This window comes from Desmospora activa DSM 45169 (assembly GCF_003046315.1).
GTDB lineage: Bacteria > Bacillota > Bacilli > Thermoactinomycetales > DSM-45169 > Desmospora > Desmospora activa.
In genome coordinates, this window is the sequence record NZ_PZZP01000001.1 from 1,380,336 (window position 1) to 1,396,771 (window position 16,436).

General features: G+C 46.0%; 7 protein-coding genes. All 7 read right to left on the minus strand.

What is annotated here, in order from left to right:
• Window positions 1–186: 186 nt before the first annotated feature.
• Window positions 187–732, minus strand: a complete 546-nt coding sequence (locus C8J48_RS06840) for a methylated-DNA--[protein]-cysteine S-methyltransferase (protein WP_281261191.1) — start codon at window positions 730–732, stop codon at window positions 187–189.
• A gap of 354 nt (window positions 733–1,086) precedes the next feature.
• On the minus strand, window positions 1,087–1,521 hold the full coding sequence (locus C8J48_RS06845) for a DUF6526 family protein (RefSeq protein WP_107725567.1): 435 nt from the start codon (window positions 1,519–1,521) through the stop codon (window positions 1,087–1,089).
• 163 nt (window positions 1,522–1,684) lie between these two features.
• Window positions 1,685–2,197 (minus strand): PadR family transcriptional regulator, encoded by a 513-nt coding sequence (locus C8J48_RS06850; RefSeq protein ID WP_107725568.1) that lies wholly within the window; start codon window positions 2,195–2,197, stop codon window positions 1,685–1,687.
• Between the two features lie 95 nt (window positions 2,198–2,292).
• Window positions 2,293–4,758, minus strand: coding sequence for an FtsX-like permease family protein (locus tag C8J48_RS06855; protein WP_146160457.1), 2,466 nt, complete (start codon window positions 4,756–4,758; stop codon window positions 2,293–2,295).
• Entirely contained in the window at window positions 4,721–5,446 is a 726-nt protein-coding gene (locus C8J48_RS06860; RefSeq protein WP_107725570.1) for an ABC transporter ATP-binding protein, read from the minus strand. Before C8J48_RS06860 ends, C8J48_RS06855 begins: the two co-directional genes overlap by 38 nt.
• A 203-nt stretch (window positions 5,447–5,649) precedes the next feature.
• Window positions 5,650–6,294 (minus strand): GNAT family N-acetyltransferase, encoded by a 645-nt coding sequence (locus C8J48_RS06865; protein ID WP_107725571.1) that lies wholly within the window; start codon window positions 6,292–6,294, stop codon window positions 5,650–5,652.
• 196 nt (window positions 6,295–6,490) lie between these two features.
• On the minus strand, window positions 6,491–16,111 hold the full coding sequence (locus C8J48_RS06870; protein WP_170105233.1) for a non-ribosomal peptide synthetase: 9,621 nt from the start codon (window positions 16,109–16,111) through the stop codon (window positions 6,491–6,493).
• Between the last annotated feature and the right edge of the window lie 325 nt (window positions 16,112–16,436).

A 16,436-nucleotide genomic window follows, 5' to 3' on the forward strand; every position in this document is an offset into this window, starting at 1 on the left:
CGATATTCCAAACCGGTATCGCGTCATCTCGATTCGACTGCGATAATCGGTTTCCTCATCGTACCTGTCAATGATTTCTTGACATTGGTGGCGGCTCAACAAAGGTGGGAGTTTCACGTACCCCTGCTTGTTCAGTGATTGGTGAATGGTATTCCAATCCTATGTCGCAAAATCCGCTCCGATCGATCAATCATTTGTCACACCTTCTAAGCGCAATAAATGTTTTTTCATTTCCAAACCGCCACGATAGCCTGTCAATGTACCATTTTTTCCGATCACCCGGTGGCATGGAACGGATATGAGGACGGGGTTGGCTCCGATCGCGGCTCCAACGGCCCGGACGGCTTGGGGCTTTTCAATCAGCTCCGCAATTTGCGAATACGTAACCGTTTTCCCATACGGGATTTGATTAAGGGCATTCCATATCGCCTGTTGGAAGCTCGTACCTTGAATATCAACTGGAAACGAAAACGATTGGCGTTTGCCTTGAAAATACTCAGCCAATTCCATTTGATAAGGCTGTAACCTTTCATCATTACGTACAAGTTCAAACTGCGGGAAACGATTGTTAACCCAATCCGTCAGTTCTGCAAAAGGCTTGTTGGGGGAACCGACGTAACAAAGTCCCCTAGATGTTGCGGCCATATATAATTTCCAGTTATCGTATTCAAATAGCGACCAATAAATCGGTTGCTTATGGGTGTCGTTCATGAGTAAATTTCTCTGTGCCATGCGGTCACCTCCACAGGCAGTATACCCCAATTCATGGGTAGTTGAGCGTGTTTTGGAATGTAAGAGCAAGATAACAAAATTCTGGCCATCCGTTTTATGATAAAACTGTGTACGTACAAGGAACGTACCCTTTGGGAGGATCAAGATGAAAACCAACATAGAAACTCATGGTACACCCCCTATTTCATCGGGGTGAAAACGATGGAGATTTATTGTTTCCCATGGTGCAAAGGTAACAGGGATATGCTATACAACTTCTTCCCAAAGGGATGGAAATAGACCGAAACGCGAAATGAAGGGATCCGGATACCAAAATCACAAAAACCACCGGCTTCAAACGGTGGTTTTTGTGATTTAAATTCGATTATAATCCCCTTGCCATTCTTGGATTAATTTCTTGATTTGTTCTCCTGTCAAGTTGTCTTCAGCGGCCCGCTTACACAGTTCAGGAAACTCTGCATCGCTAGCGAACCGCAATCCAACGATTTGCTTTAAGGTGAGACGTGGATCGAGGAGCTCTCCCGTCAAGATATAATGTCGGAGCTGTTGTTCGGATCGGATGATCCGATCCTGTATTTTTAAAGGGTAAATTCGTACCAATGTTACAGTTAAGAGAAGCGCGATACTCATCATTAAACTGATGACAGCCCACCCGATCATCTCTCCCGATTGCAGGGAAGAGATCAATAAGACGAGCGTTGTTATGAAGATAATCAAGCTGAGCGGCGCCAACATAAAGTGATAGGTAGGATCCAATTTCCGATGGTTTTTATAATTTTGCTTCTCCAACAAATTCATCTCCCTTTTTTCGATCTTTAAACGGATTGAGATAAGCCTAAAGGTAAGAAATCTTGACCTAACATTGTTTTTGGGTTTGTTTTTCGACGTATTATATAGAGATTTTATTTGAAGTTTGTAATGCAAACTAGTTTAAAAAATACATTCTGATCTTTTATGACTCCATTGCCTCTTCCAACAACATCTCCACCCATTTCATATCGGCTTCCAGATGAAGAATCCCACCTTCCACCAGATAAATCATGGAACGGTGTTGCTCAGGATCAAGGCGAGCTCGTAACTGGCGCAACTGCATCATGTGATAAACCAAGGACGCCCGTTGTCGGTTCAGCATCTCTGTCTCTTGCCGAAAATCGATTTCTTGTGCACAGAGGAGTTTAAAGAAAAAGGCATCTTTTAGAAGTGAACGTTCTACTGGTTCCAGCAACCATTGGTGCAGCTCCTTCCGACCGTCCTCCGTGAGTCGATACTCTCTACGCTCCCTACTCCCCCCTTCTTTCAAAGGTTCGACCAATCCGTCCCGCGTTAAGCGATCCAATGTGGTGTACACTTGCCCTGTATTTAAGGGCCATTGGCCGTGCACCATGCTCTCAAATTTGGTCTTAATTTCATACCCATGCCGCTCTCTTTGATGCAGCAGGGCTAATATGGCATGCTTCACAGACATCGTTCTTTCCTCAGTTCCACCGCCTGTATTTGGGGCAATCCCCCGACGGATGAATAGACTCCGTAAGAGAAAGGATTACAAACCGCTCTTATCGTTCAACTGCGAATGGATTCTTGCACATTGACCCTGCCGGCGCGAAGAGCCGGAATCCAAGTAGCTAGAAAAGTAACCAGAGCGCTAGTCAGACAAGTAATCAGCCATTCAGACCAGGGAATCAAAAAATACATGTTCACCTCATCTGAAAGAACATTGAGGCCAATCAACCACAGTCCCAAAGCAGACCCAACCACAATCCCGGTAACCCCGATAACGGCTCCTTCTCCGAATACCATGCCGTAGACTTGAGCACGGCTGGCTCCGAGAGCCCTCATCGTTCCGTATTCCTGCAATCGTTCCGTTACACTTATCATCAAGAGATTGACGATGCCGATCCCAGCTGTCGTGAGAGTGACTGCCAACAATCCCGTAAAGAGGAGAGATAGACCCGGAAAGGTACGCTGCTGCCAGCGAATCTCCTCTTCTAAGGTTTGCACCCGAATCAGGTGATCTCCCATCTTGTGGAAAAGATTCTCTTTCAAAGCCCGTTGACTACTTCCTTCTTCCAATGCAACCAGACTTCGGATAGCAGTATGAACGCCAAATTCATTCTTCATCCGATCTTCCGCAACAAACCCGACATAACCGCCGTCAAATTGCGTCTTGACGACTCCGTCAACCTGAAATTTCTTTCGCCCCGATGGTGTTTCAAGAATAATGGATTCCCCGACTTCCCCTCCCCATTGCTGAAATGCATGGTCTCCCAGCAGAATACTCCCTGGGGTATTTAAATCGAATCCCTTCGTATTTTCCGTGGTGAATAAAGGATGGGACTGTTGCCACTTCGGGTTGACTCCCAATACGTTCATCTGATGCAACTGGTTGGGAGACTGCCATCTAACGGATGCTTTCTTGATCCTGGACACATCTTGCACACCTTCAATCTGTCGCATGGTATTCATGTCCTTCTCTTGGATGGGCTTGATCGATTCAACAAGCAATTCACCCCCGAAAGTCGCTGTAATCTCCTGGTCTAAGAACATTTTTTGATGTTCAAAAGCGGAGAACATCATCAGCGAAAGGGCGACTCCCAATGTTAGGACTGCTACCATATTGGACGAACGATACATCCGTTGAAGAGCGTTTCGACACGCCACTTCACTTTCCGTCCATTGTCGGAATAAACCCCGAATTAATCCTGCAACCCCTCTTAAGAACAAAGGTAACAATAAAAATGCGCCTAGAATTGCAAGAAAGTATGACCAGGGTTGACCGGATAAAGAGGCCACTAATAAAACAAATCCAACCGGGGTTCGCCATTTTGAAATAGACACTGCTCTATTAATGCGATGTTGTCCGAGTACCGCCGCCACACTGACACCGCTGGCTCGTTGTACTGGCAGCAGGGATGCGATCACTGGGAGTAAAACTCCTAAAATTAACGTAATCGGCAAGGCCATCCCCAATTGCAACTCATAATCAATTTCCATCTGAAACGAGCGAAAAATCCCCCTTTGTAATATTGTAGCCATCCAAATTCCCGGAAAAATCCCCAATAACGTTCCCAACCCGGACAAAAGGATGGCTTCCCACAAAACAATTCCCCGAATCTGATCTGGCGTGGCTCCAAGAGACTTCATGACAGCAAATTCTTTCTCCCGCTCGGTCACACTGGTGTAAAAGGTTTGAAACAGAATCAAGCAACTAATGAACAGAGCGGTTCCGCCAATTGCAATCAATAGAAAGTACAATTCATCTAACCGGTTACTTTGACGAGGATCGGCCAATACCGGTTCCACATAGATCGGCCTATTTTCTTGTTTAAACCGCTTTTCCAGTCTTTTTTGAATAACGTCCACTCGCTCGGAATCCATGATGTCTAAACGAATTTCCTGAAGTGACCCTGTTTCACCAGTCCATTGTTCCAATTGGTTGATCGTGAGTGCGATCCGCCAATTCCGGTTGCCAGCCTCCTCCCATTTTCCGGGACCTTCCAAAAACGAGGTGTCCTGCACCACTGCCGCTACTGACATAGTGTGTTGCTGTTCGCCGACCTTCAGAGTTAGTTTATCTCCTGGTCTTACATTCCACACCTCGGCAGTGGTCTTTGGAACAATGAATCCGGATTGACCCAGTTGCCCTTGTATCACTTTCAAAGGAAACAAGGAAGTATCCATATGACTCAAGCCGATTAACTGAACCGATCGTGCCGCTAACGAAGTTTTTTCCTGCTCAGAAGGCTGTAGTTGGGCCGGTTGCTGGATTACTCCCACAGCATCATGGATACCGGAAATCATTTTTATTTCAGATAATACTTCTTCCGGAATGTGTTCTTCTGTTGGATGGATCAATAGGTCTGAATTTCCTATAGACTCCTGCGTTTTTTCACGGATCAACCGATCCGTTGTTTCCACTCCGCTGATTACAGCCAAAAGGGAAGCAACACCAACAGCGATTCCTAGGAGAGTGAGAAAGTTACGAAGAGGCTTACGCCTGAAGTTCTGCCAGGAAATCTTCAAGAGCACGCTGTAAATTCACCTCCGTCTGCCGGATGTCCGATTCGATGCGACCATCTTTAAACAGAAGAACTCTCTCTGCACAACCGGCAACGGACAGATCATGGGTTACCATGATGATGGTTAGTCGCTCTTCCCGGTGAAGCCGCGATAAGATCTCCAGCACTTCGTAGCTACGACGGCGATCCAAGTTTCCTGTGGGTTCATCGGCCAGAATTACCCTGGGTTGCATGGCCAAGGCGCGGGCGATAGCTACCCGTTGTTGCTGCCCACCCGAGAGTTCCGCCGGAAAAGAATTTTCTTTCCCTTTTAGATCCAGTGCATGGATCAATTGTTGGACGCGCATCTGGATTTCCTCTCGTGGACAACGGTCCATAGCCATAGGAAAAGCGATATTTTCCTTCACATTCAACTCAGACAATAATTGATAATTTTGAAATATATATCCGATTTTTCTCCGTCTGATCAACGTTCGCCGCTTTTCCGACAAGTTGTGTAGAGACAGCCCGTCCACGCTAATTTTGCCGTGATCCGGAACATCCAGCCCCCCTATCAAGTTTAACAGTGTACTTTTTCCGGATCCGCTAGGTCCCATAACGGCCACAAACTCTCCTTGCCTTACGTGTATATCCACTTTATCCACCGCTGGTCTTTCTCCAAGTGGATACCTTTTACTTAATCCCTCTACCGTAATCAACCCGACCCCTCCACTTTAAATACCGGATATATATATACTGAGTATAACAGAAATCCACTTAAAAAACAGGTTTTGAGGAAACCGGCATATTCCCTCGATGACACAGATAGAATAAATCCCCCCTGGACCGCGCACACATCCAGGGAGGATTTTATTCTTATAAAATGTTAATTCAAGAATATCCACCTCATTTCAACAAAACTTCACCTCCTTGCCTGTACTAATCGGTTATATATTTGAGAGTTCCAATTTTCCTGCAAAAATTTATGAAACTCCTCTTCAATTTGCTTCTTTTCCTGTTCAGGTATCATTGTTGTAGGCTGGCCAAACTCATCAATAGCGTAATATTCATCTCTTAGCACTGACCATACCACAGCATCATAATACTGTCCGTCTACGAAATTGTAATCTCTTAAAATTCCTTCCATCACAACCTTTTTATTTTTCATTAACATATTCATTGTTCGTTTGTTGAATAATCCGGTAATAAATTGAATTCGATGCGCGTTTTTATATTGAAATAGATGATCCATTACCAGTACCGATGCCTCTGCTCCACAACCGGAATCCCAGAGCTTATGATCTCCTACAATTCCGCCCAACTCATAGCTGCCTTCATATTGTAGTTTTTTCCATGATACAAAGCCTATCTTTTCCCCATCATGAGTGAGAATCGTAACATAGTTAGTCGTTGAGTCATTCGTAATTTCTTCCTTCAATTGATCCGCTCTGAAAAAATCCTGTTTCCCACTCCCCAGAGCACTGGCCGCGGATGGCCGCAACCATTGAGACATAAGTTTGAAATCTTCCTCCTCAAGAGGAGCAATCTGAACCATATGTCCTTTCATTACAATCAACCCTTTCTGGCAGTTCCAATTCAACTTTTTATCTACTATTAAACTAACAGACCATTTCGATATTACATCCGTAATTTACGCAAACTCCGGATCGTTCTTTTCTCTCCCTGGTAACAGTTCACACAAAGGAGGCCGACTTGGCCTCCTTTGTGTGATCATCCAACAGCATCAAACAGGTAAAAGCCGCTTATTTTTTGACCAAAATACTCTTTTGATACTGCTCCCGGCGGAGTGCCTTTATTTCCGATTCAGGAGGGGACGGCTTGGGATTTTCCTCTCTCTCTTGAATCATAGCGGCCAAGCCGGAAATCGTCGGAGCTTCAAAAATACACTTGAGCGGCAAATGGATGCCAAAGATATTTTTAATTCGCGATATGATCTGTAATGCCATTAACGAATGACCACCAAGTTCAAAGAAATTGTCATCGACACTGATATTCTCTTTCCGAAGAACATCAGACCAAATCTCTGACAACATTTTCTCCTCTGGTGTGGAAAAAGTTTTGTGTTCACGAGTATGACTGATTTTCCTTTTGGGTTCTGGCAACCGGCGGTAGTCCACTTTCCCACTGGCCGTCACCGGCATGTGGTCCAGACAGAGGAAGACGGAAGGAATCATCGCCGCCGGAAGGAGATTGCCAAGATAACTCCGAAGGGCGGTTTCATCAAAATGATCTTCAGCAGGGATGACATAGGCTGCAAGAAAAGGTTCCCCATCGTTTTCCCAAAGTTTTACAGCACAAAAGGCAACCTTCGGGTGCTGATGTAAAGTTGAAACTACCTCGTTTAAATCCAACCGAACCCCCCGAATCTTTACTTGGTGGTCTCGGCGCCCCAAGATCTCCAAGGAACCATCCGGTCTGTACCTTCCCAGGTCTCCCGTCCTGTACAACAAGTCCTCCTCCAGACCCGTAAACGGGTTCCGAATAAATGAATCTTCATTTTTCTGCGGGTCGTTGATATAACCTTTGGTTCGGTAAGGCGTACGAATAACCACTTCTCCCACTTCACCGATCCCGCATAAACTATCTTTCCGGTTTAGGATCAGGACTTGCGTTTGAGGCATTGGATGCTGCAACGGTTGAGCACCAGCCAAAGGGATCGGGGGTACACGGCTGAAACATTTCACCATAGTCGTTTCCGTCGGGCCGTAAAGGTTGATCAACTGAATGTTCGACGAGAATTTACTGCGCCAACGCTGAATCAAGGAGGAGGTCAGTGCTTCCCCTGAAAAGAAGACATAGCGCAGTGATGGTAATGATGTTGGTCGTACTCTGTCAGTCAGCCAAGACTGAATTAAAGAAGGAACGAGATGCAATACACTGATATTTTCCTGCTGTAACCAGGGCAAAATGTGATCAGCTTCATAATTGACCGGTTCCTCCGGCAAACATACGGATGCTCCGCAGACTAGCGGCAAAAACACATCCCGCAAAAATGCATCAAAGGAGATATGCGTTAATTGAGCAAAACGGTCATTCGGCTGAATTTGGAACTCTTTTTTCTGCCAGTCGAGGAAATGACTTAACCCTTTATGTTTCCCTAGAATCCCTTTCGGTCGTCCCGTGGTTCCAGAAGTAAAGTAGATATAGGCCGGATCCTCCAGTTGCGGATGATCGCTCAACCCTTCAAAATCAGGAGAATAAAGATTATCACTCTCATTTTCCTCCGGACAGAACACCTGAATAGCGGGTGTCTCATCATCAGGCAATCCGTTTTCCGACAAATCCAATAACACATCGGCGCCCGCTTCCGTTAATAGCTGTTTTTTCCGTTTCAAAGGCAGATTTTCGTCAATGGGTAAAAATACGCCCCCAATTTTCCAGACTGCCAAAATACCCGCAATCAATTTAAAGCTTTTCCCACCAGTTACAGCTACAATTTGACCTTTTTGTACTCCTTCTTTGTGAAGCTTCCAAGCTAGATGATCAGAGTATTTTTTCAGCTGGCTGTAAGTCCATCGATCTTTCCCTCGAATGATGGCGACGTGTTTAGGTGAACTTGCCACTTGGCGTTCAAACATCTTCGTCACCGGTTTTAGATCGACTTCTTTTATCGGTGCTTCAGGGTCCGGCAACATTTGTTCAGCTTCCTGGGTTAACAAGGAATAGGAATGTATTTCCCGTTGCGGATCCTGGACGATTTGATTCAACAGACTGTGATACTGGTTCAATATTTCTTTCATTCGTATATCAGAAAATTTGTCCGATCGATAGACCAGATCCAGCTGTAATCCCTGCTCTTTTTCAAAGATATAGAGAGTCATCAAGAACTTGGATTCAAATTCAAGAAAGTCTTGCTCTTCCACATCCGCTCCGGGAATGTTCCAGAGATGATCATCGACCTCTTCTTTGGTGATATAGTTGATCATTACATCAAACAAGGGGTTCCGGTTCAACGAACGTTCCGGTTGGACTTCCTCCACCACTCGCTCAAAGGGAGCCTCCTGATAGGAATAAGCATCCATGGATGTTTGGCGTACCCGTCGCAGTTGTTCCATGAAGGACGGATTACCGGACAGATCCGTCCGCAATACCAATGTATTGAGGAACAGTCCAATCAGATATTCCAATTCTTTTCGGTTCCGGTTGACAATTGGCGTCCCGATCAGAATATCATCCTGATCGGTCATTCGGTGTAACAAAACTTTAAATGCTGCCAGTAGCGTCATAAACAGAGTAGCCTCTTCTTTGTGGCCGATATCTTTCAACCGCTTTACCAAGTCTTCCGATAAACGATATGTGATTCGGTTGTTCCCCTGATTCCGCGACTCACTGCTCGTGTCCATGGGCAACTGTAACGAAGGGATTTCCCCGCCCAACTGCCTTTTCCAGTAAGCCAACGGTTCTTTTAACGATTCGTCTGTGAGAAGTTCTTTCTGCCAGAGAGCATAATCAGCATACTGAACAGGAAGAGGCTGTAACTCTACAGTTACTCCAGCGCATATTTTCGTGTAAATTTCCGATATCTCCCGAATCATGATGCCGATAGACCAACCGTCGGAAATAATATGGTGCATATTGAAGATCAGACGATGCTCTTGCTCATGACAACGAATCAACTGCACCCGGAATAATGGACCCTCACTCAAATGGAAGGGACGACGGGCTTCTCTGCGAAAAATTTCCTGTACCAATTCTTCGTTTTCCTCCGATGGGAGGTGAGATAAATCCTTGTACTCAAAAGGCAACTCCCATTGCGTCAGAACGGATTGAACCGGATATCCTTCCCCATTTGATTCAAATACCGTACGTAAGGTCGGATGCCGTTCGATCAACTGCTTCAAACTCTTTTGTATCGCCTCCAAATCCAATGTACCGCGAACGATATAACATTTCGGCATATTGTAAACCGAACTTTCCGGGTTGAGCTGATGTAAAAACCACAGTCGTTGCTGTGCAAAGGAAAGGGGCAAGTGGGTGGTTTGATTCGTCGGTTCAATACCTTTTTGGTCGTCATCCCTCCCCTTTTTTTGATCGATACAGACAGCAAGATCTTCAATGGTGGGTTTCTCAAAGATGAATCGGAGTGGAATCCTGGCCCTTGTTTCATCGAAAATACGGGAAATCACCTGGACAGCCAGCAGTGAATGGCCGCCTAATTTGAAGAAATGATCATGTACTCCAACTCTGTCTAACCCGAGCAATTCAGACCAGATCTTCGCCAGCGTTTTCTCCGTATCCGTTCTCGCCTCAACAAAATCCTCTTGTAAAGCTAGATGGGAGGAATCTGGTGCTGGAAGAGCAGAACGTTCCACTTTTCCATTGGCATTTAACGGGATGCGATCCAGAACAATGTAGTATGCGGGTATCATATATTCTGGGAGCTTGTTCTGAAGATACATCCGCAACTCACCGGTATCCAACAGCGTATTGTCGGTGCTGACAAGATAAGCAACCAATCTCTTAACGGATTGATCTTCCCGTAGAATGACTACGGCTTCCTTGACTGCCTCATGTTCAAGAAGCGTGTTTTCGATTTCCCCAGTTTCTACACGCATGCCCCTGATTTTAACTTGATTGTCTTCTCGGCCTAGGAAAACAATCGCACCGTCCTTCTTAAAGCAGCCACGGTCACCTGTTCGGTACAACCGAAGACCCGGACGGAACGGATGATCCATAAAAGCGTGTTTTGTTCGTTCCGGCTGATTCAGATATCCGCGAGCCACTCCGATTCCACCGATATAAAGATCCCCGGCCACACCGAGGGGAACCGGTTGTAGATTTCGATCCAAAATATAGACTTGGTTATTGTCAATGGGGCGCCCAACCGATACGACAGCATCCTGAACATCTTTTTCCGAACAAGCATGCATGGTAGAGTCAATCGAAACCTCCGTTGCACCCCAAGTATTAAACAGTTTTCCCGGCATGTGTTGTAAGAATCGTTTCACTAGATCCCCATGGAGGGCTTCCCCGCTGGAAATCACCACTCTAAGGCAATTTAGCGACTGTTTGTCTTCCTCTGTAATTGTATCGATTACCATTCCCAGCATGCTGGGGACAAATTGTATGACAGAAACCTTGTAATCGACTCCTGCATCCAGAATTGCACGGGGATCTCGGTGCATGCCCGGTTCAATCAGTGCAATGCGGCCGCCGACCATTAATGGCCAAAAAAATTCAACGGCAGCATCATCAAACGTTAGTGTGGTCTTTTGCAAGACCGACTCACCAGGTTGTAGCTGGTGTTGCCGTTGCATCCAATGCATCCGATTGACCCAGCCCCTGTGAGTACTCGCGACTCCCTTTGGTTGACCGGTGGAACCTGAAGTATAGTAAACGGAAACTAAATGATCAGGAGAAACTTGTGACTGAACCCGAGAAACCGGATATTTCTTCAGTTCATCCTTTTCTTTATCCAGAGAAACAAATACAACCGAAGATTCGATATCTAATCCCTTGGCCAAATGCTCCTGTGTCAAACAAAGTGGAGCCTTGGCATCCTGCAAGATTTTCATCACCCTGGATTTCGGCGCTTCGGTATCCAAGGGCAGGAACGCGCCACCCGCTTTGAGAATACCCAGCAGTGCTGTCACCAGTTCAAGGGAACGATCCATGTATACACCTACACAAGTATCTTCCCGTATCCCCCGTTCCCGCAGGAAATGTGCCAGACGATTCGACTCTTGCTCCAACTGGCCATAGGTAATTTCCTTATTTTTGTAGATGGCGGCTACTGCATCCGGTGTCAAATCCGCCTGTTTTTGAAATAGTTCATGTAAGCACTTATCCGACGGATAGGATACATCTGTATCGTTCCACTCATCAAGAAGTTGCCGTTTTTCAGTATCCGTGAGCATATCCATCCGATTGATCGGTTGATCCGGATCATCTGCGATCGCCTTGAGAAGGTTGAGAAAGTGATTGGACATCCGTTTAACCGCATCTTCTTCAAACCGATCTGTACGATATTCCCAATAGCCGATCCATCCATCCTCTTCTAGCTCGATATAAAGCGTCAAATCAAATTTTGAAGTACCCGTGTGAATGTATTTATCCCCTTTTATTTCAAGTTCCGGTATTCCCTTAGGAGAATAGGGGCGACTTTGGAAGGAAAGCATCACTTGAAACAAAGGAGAATGACTTTGGTCCCGATCCGGGCGTAATGCTCGTACAACCTTTTCAAAGGGAACATCTTGGTGATTAAAGGCTTGTAAAAACTCCGATTTTACTCTGTCCAATAGGGTATTAAACGTAGGTTCACCGGAAAGGTCCGTACGAACGACGACCGTGTTGACAAAGCATCCGATCAAATTCTCTTTTTCCGCATCCATTCTCCCAGCAACAGGGGTTCCCACCACAATGTCATTCTGTTGGGAATACCGATGTAAAAGGGCTTGAAAAGCGGCCATCACGGTCATGTACAATGTTGCATTCTGCCGTCCGCCGATACCCTGCAGCTTATCAACCACATCCGACGGAATTCGGAATCGTTCTTCCTTTCCATGGGAAGAACGAGAAACACGATGGGATTGGTTCGGAAATAGTGTGAGGGTGGGTAACTCTCCGCCCAACTTATTCTTCCAGAAATCCAATTGTCGCTCCATCTCGCCGGAAGTGAGCAAATCCTTTTCCAAACAGGCATAATCGGTAAACTGAACAGGTAGTGATTCCATGGCAGCAGATTGGCCGGTCTGGTACGCCTGATAAAAACTCAACCATTCCTTGATTAAGATACCCATGGACCATAAGTCACAGATTAAATGATGCATATTGATAAGCATCAGATGATTTTTGCTATCCAATGAGAAAAAATCAACCCGCAACAGTGGGCCTTTTTCCAAATCGAAAGGCACCCGTGCCTCTATATCAATTTGTCGCTTTGCTTCCTGTTCCGACATCTCATGGAAAGTAACTGCTGGGAGCGAAGAATTGACGATTTGAGCGGGCATACCCTCTTTCTCTTGAAAGGTGACACGAAGAATTTCATGCCGATTAGCCAGTGCAAAGAAGCTTTTTTCGGCCGCATCACGATTCAACTCGCCTGCCAGACGATAAAGGCGTGGAACATTATAGAGCGGTGACCCCGGCTCCAATTGTTCAATAAACCACAAACCTTGTTGTGAGAAAGACAGAGGGATCGACTGATTCCTGCGAGCAAGTGATTGCAGGGAGGGTCGTTTGACGGCTTTCCCAACACTTTGTTGTTTCTTGATCTCCTTTGCCCAATCCCGCAGGACTGGATAGTCAAATATCCATTGGATCGGAATATGAATTCCGAAATGTTGACGGGCTTTGGTGGTCACTTGAACCCCCAACAACGAATGTCCTCCCAAATCGAGAAAGTTGTCGTAAATTCCAACTTGTTCAACGCCTAAAACTTCAGCCCAAATTCCGGCCAATTTCGCATCTACCGGATGAGTCGGCGGAACATAATTTTCACTCGGTTTATATCCTACCGGTTCAGGCAGCGCCTTGCGGTCTACTTTTCCATTGGTGTTCAGAGGCAAAAACTTCAGAAACATAAATCGTGCTGGAATCATGTACTCCGGCAATATCTCACTCAAATGTTTTCTCAGTTCGGGTGTCGTCAATCCTTTCCTGCCGACGATGTATGCACACAGATACGGTTCTCCGTCCGGACGCTTCCACCCTGTTACCACGCTCTCCTGTACACCCTCATGCTCCAGCAGGGCCGACTCGACCTCTCCGAGCTCGATTCGGTACCCCCGGATCTTCACCTGGTAATCCAACCGTCCCAAAAATTCGATGTTCCCATCCGCCAGCCAACGGGCACGATCTCCGGTTCGGTACATTCTTCCTCTAGACTCAAAAGGATTTGGCACAAACTTCTCCGCCGTCAACGCAGGATTGTTGATATATCCCCGTGCCAACCCGACACCTGCAATGCAAAGCTCTCCTGGCACCCCAATCGGTTGCAAATGACCATCATCGCCTACAATATAGAGACGAATATTGTCAATCGGTCTTCCAATAGGCACCGTTCGGGGGCTTTCCGTCACCGGACAATCGTAATAGGTCACATCAACCGTCGCCTCGGTCGGACCGTATAAATTGTGCAATCGGGTCCCGTTTGCTCTCCCCAGTGTTGCGTTATGCTGCTCCACCTGTTCAGCATGCAATGCTTCTCCGCTGGTAAACACACGGCGTAAGCTGACCAGCTGCTCCAACCTACCGTGTTGCCTTACCTCATTGAGAAACATCGTAAACATCGACGGAACAAAGTGAATCAACGTCACACCGTAACGTTCCACCGCCCGAACAACGGCCTCCGGGTTCTTTTCCTCCTCTGCTGCAAGGAAACAGATTCTGCCACCGACAAAAAACCACAAAAACAATTCCCAAACAGATACATCAAATACATAGGGTGTTTTTTGCAACAAAACATCCGTTTCATCAATTTCATATTGCCGGACCATCCAGTTGACCCGGTTTATGACTGACCTATGCTCCACCATAACCCCCTTCGGTTTACCTGTTGAACCGGATGTATAGATGACGTAAGCCAAATTACCGGGATCGTCGACTCCGTTCACATCCAGGTCAGAGTCATCCCCGCTGGTCCATCTTTCCTCCTCTAACTCCAACACCCGTTCCACGACAGACACTTTCTGTACAAATCGTTGTTGAGTGAGAGCCAATCGCGCCCCACTATTCTCCAGCATGTAGGAAACACGACTCTCCGGGGCTTTCGGATCAATCGGCAGATAGGCCCCCCCTGCCTTCAATACTGCTAAAATCCCCGCCATCATCTCTAGTGAGCGCTCTGCAACGATCCCCACTACTTCTCCCGTTTGCAGTCCAGCTTCCCGTAACCCTCTGGCAATCCGGTTGGCCCTTCCATTTAACTCTTGGTAGGTTACCTCACCGTTTTCCGCAACCGCTGCCACCCGATCCGGATAACGGTTGGCCATCTCTTCAAATAATCGGTGAACCGTCTTCTCTTTTGGATATGGTACCTTCGTTTGGTTGAATTCAGCTAGCTGCTCCTTCTCATTTTCGGAAATCACCTCAATGCTCTTTAACTTTTGCTTGGGATTTTTCGATATATTCCATAGTAAGTGTATAAATTGTTTTTTTAGTCGGTTCATCGTATCACAATTAAATAACTGAGTAGAATAATCCCACTGCACCCTCAATTGATCCCTATCTTTCAATACAGTAACTTCCCAGTCAAACTTCACTCTAGTCTGTTCCCTCTCCCATTCCGTAAACCGTAATCCACCCACTTCCAGGTTTGAACCCATCCCCACTTCATCCTGTATATTCTGCAACACAAACACGGTATTGAATAACGAGTGGCGACTTAAGTCCCACTGGATTCCCAGTCGATCCACCAATTGCTCCAAAGGATAGTCTTGATTCTCGTACGCCTGTAATGTCCGTTCTTTTACTTCAATCAAAAACTCCGTAAATTTTTTGTCCCCTTGTGGATGATTCCGAATACCCAAAGTATTGGCAAACGTACCGATCACATTTTCCAAGTCTAGGTTTTTCCGACCAGCCATCGGCGAACCCACCACGATATCCTCTTGGCCCGTGTACTTATACAGCAATACGTTATATACTGCCAAGAGCGTCATATACAGGGTTACTCCTTGTTCAGCGGAGAAACGATACAGCGCTTCCGTCAACTCCGGTTCTAACTTGAAGCGGAGCGATTTCCCTTCATATCCCATCCGGGAAGGCTTTGGATGATCAGTGGGTAAATTTAGTGCTGGTATCTCTTCCTTATAAACCTTCATCCAATATTTTTCCTGCTCCTTCATTTCGTCTGAATCCATACGTTTTTGCTGCCAAGCAACAAAATCTTTGTACTGAATCCGTAACTCCGGCAAATCTTTCCCTTCATACAATGTTTGAAATTCGCGAACCAACAAACTCACCGACACCCTGTCGGATATAATATGATGCATATCGATCATCAGGACATGTTGAAGAGGACCAGTCTGAACCACCTGCACCCTCCACAACGGTGCCTCTTCTAAATCAAAAGGACGGACAAACTTATCAGCCTTATGTAAAACCTCTACCTCACTCCCCTGTTCAAATTGAAGAGGGAGGGGAGTTTTAGGATGAATTCGTTGCACCGGCTCCCCGTTAACCATCTCAAAGGACGTTCGTAGTGAATCATGCCGTTGGACTACAGCTTTAAAAGCTTCTTTCATCCGAATTCGGTCCAAGTCTCCCTCGATAACCATCATATGTGGCATGTTGTACGCTGTACTTTCCTCCTCCAAACGCTGTAGAGCGTACAACCGTCTTTGTTGGGAAGAAGCAGGATAATAGTCATTAAATTCAACGACTTCAATCACTTCATATCCACTCTTCCGTGAAGTCTTCATCTTATCGGCTCCTTTCATCTACTCAACATCTCTGAATGTCGTAAATTCGTTTTCTTCCTCTTTCCGAATATGAAAACTCCTCTGATCCAGGGGTCAAACTTCCCAACCCGCACAAAGGAGTTTTCTGCAAAATACAACACCCATTTTTGGATCTCCATTTTGCAAGGTTAACCGCGCCTACTCTATAGAGCCTGTAAAACTAGAATTCAAAGCCATCATAAAACACCTTTTTTCGATCAACCACCGTATTCTCCGCAACTTTCAATGTTAAAACGTCTGGTTCCTCCTAGGAACCAGACGTGACAAGGTCACTCCAGTTCACCAA

What these genes read in the sequence shown, in the direction of transcription:
- C8J48_RS06840 (WP_281261191.1), bottom strand. Translation starts at nt 732, where the DNA reads ATGGCACAGAGAAATTTACTCATGAACGACACCCATAAGCAACCGATT.
- C8J48_RS06850 (WP_107725568.1), bottom strand. Translation starts at nt 2,197, where the DNA reads ATGTCTGTGAAGCATGCCATATTAGCCCTGCTGCATCAAAGAGAGCGG.
- C8J48_RS06865 (WP_107725571.1), bottom strand. Translation starts at nt 6,294, where the DNA reads ATGAAAGGACATATGGTTCAGATTGCTCCTCTTGAGGAGGAAGATTTC.
- C8J48_RS06870 (WP_170105233.1), bottom strand. Translation starts at nt 16,111, where the DNA reads ATGAAGACTTCACGGAAGAGTGGATATGAAGTGATTGAAGTCGTTGAA.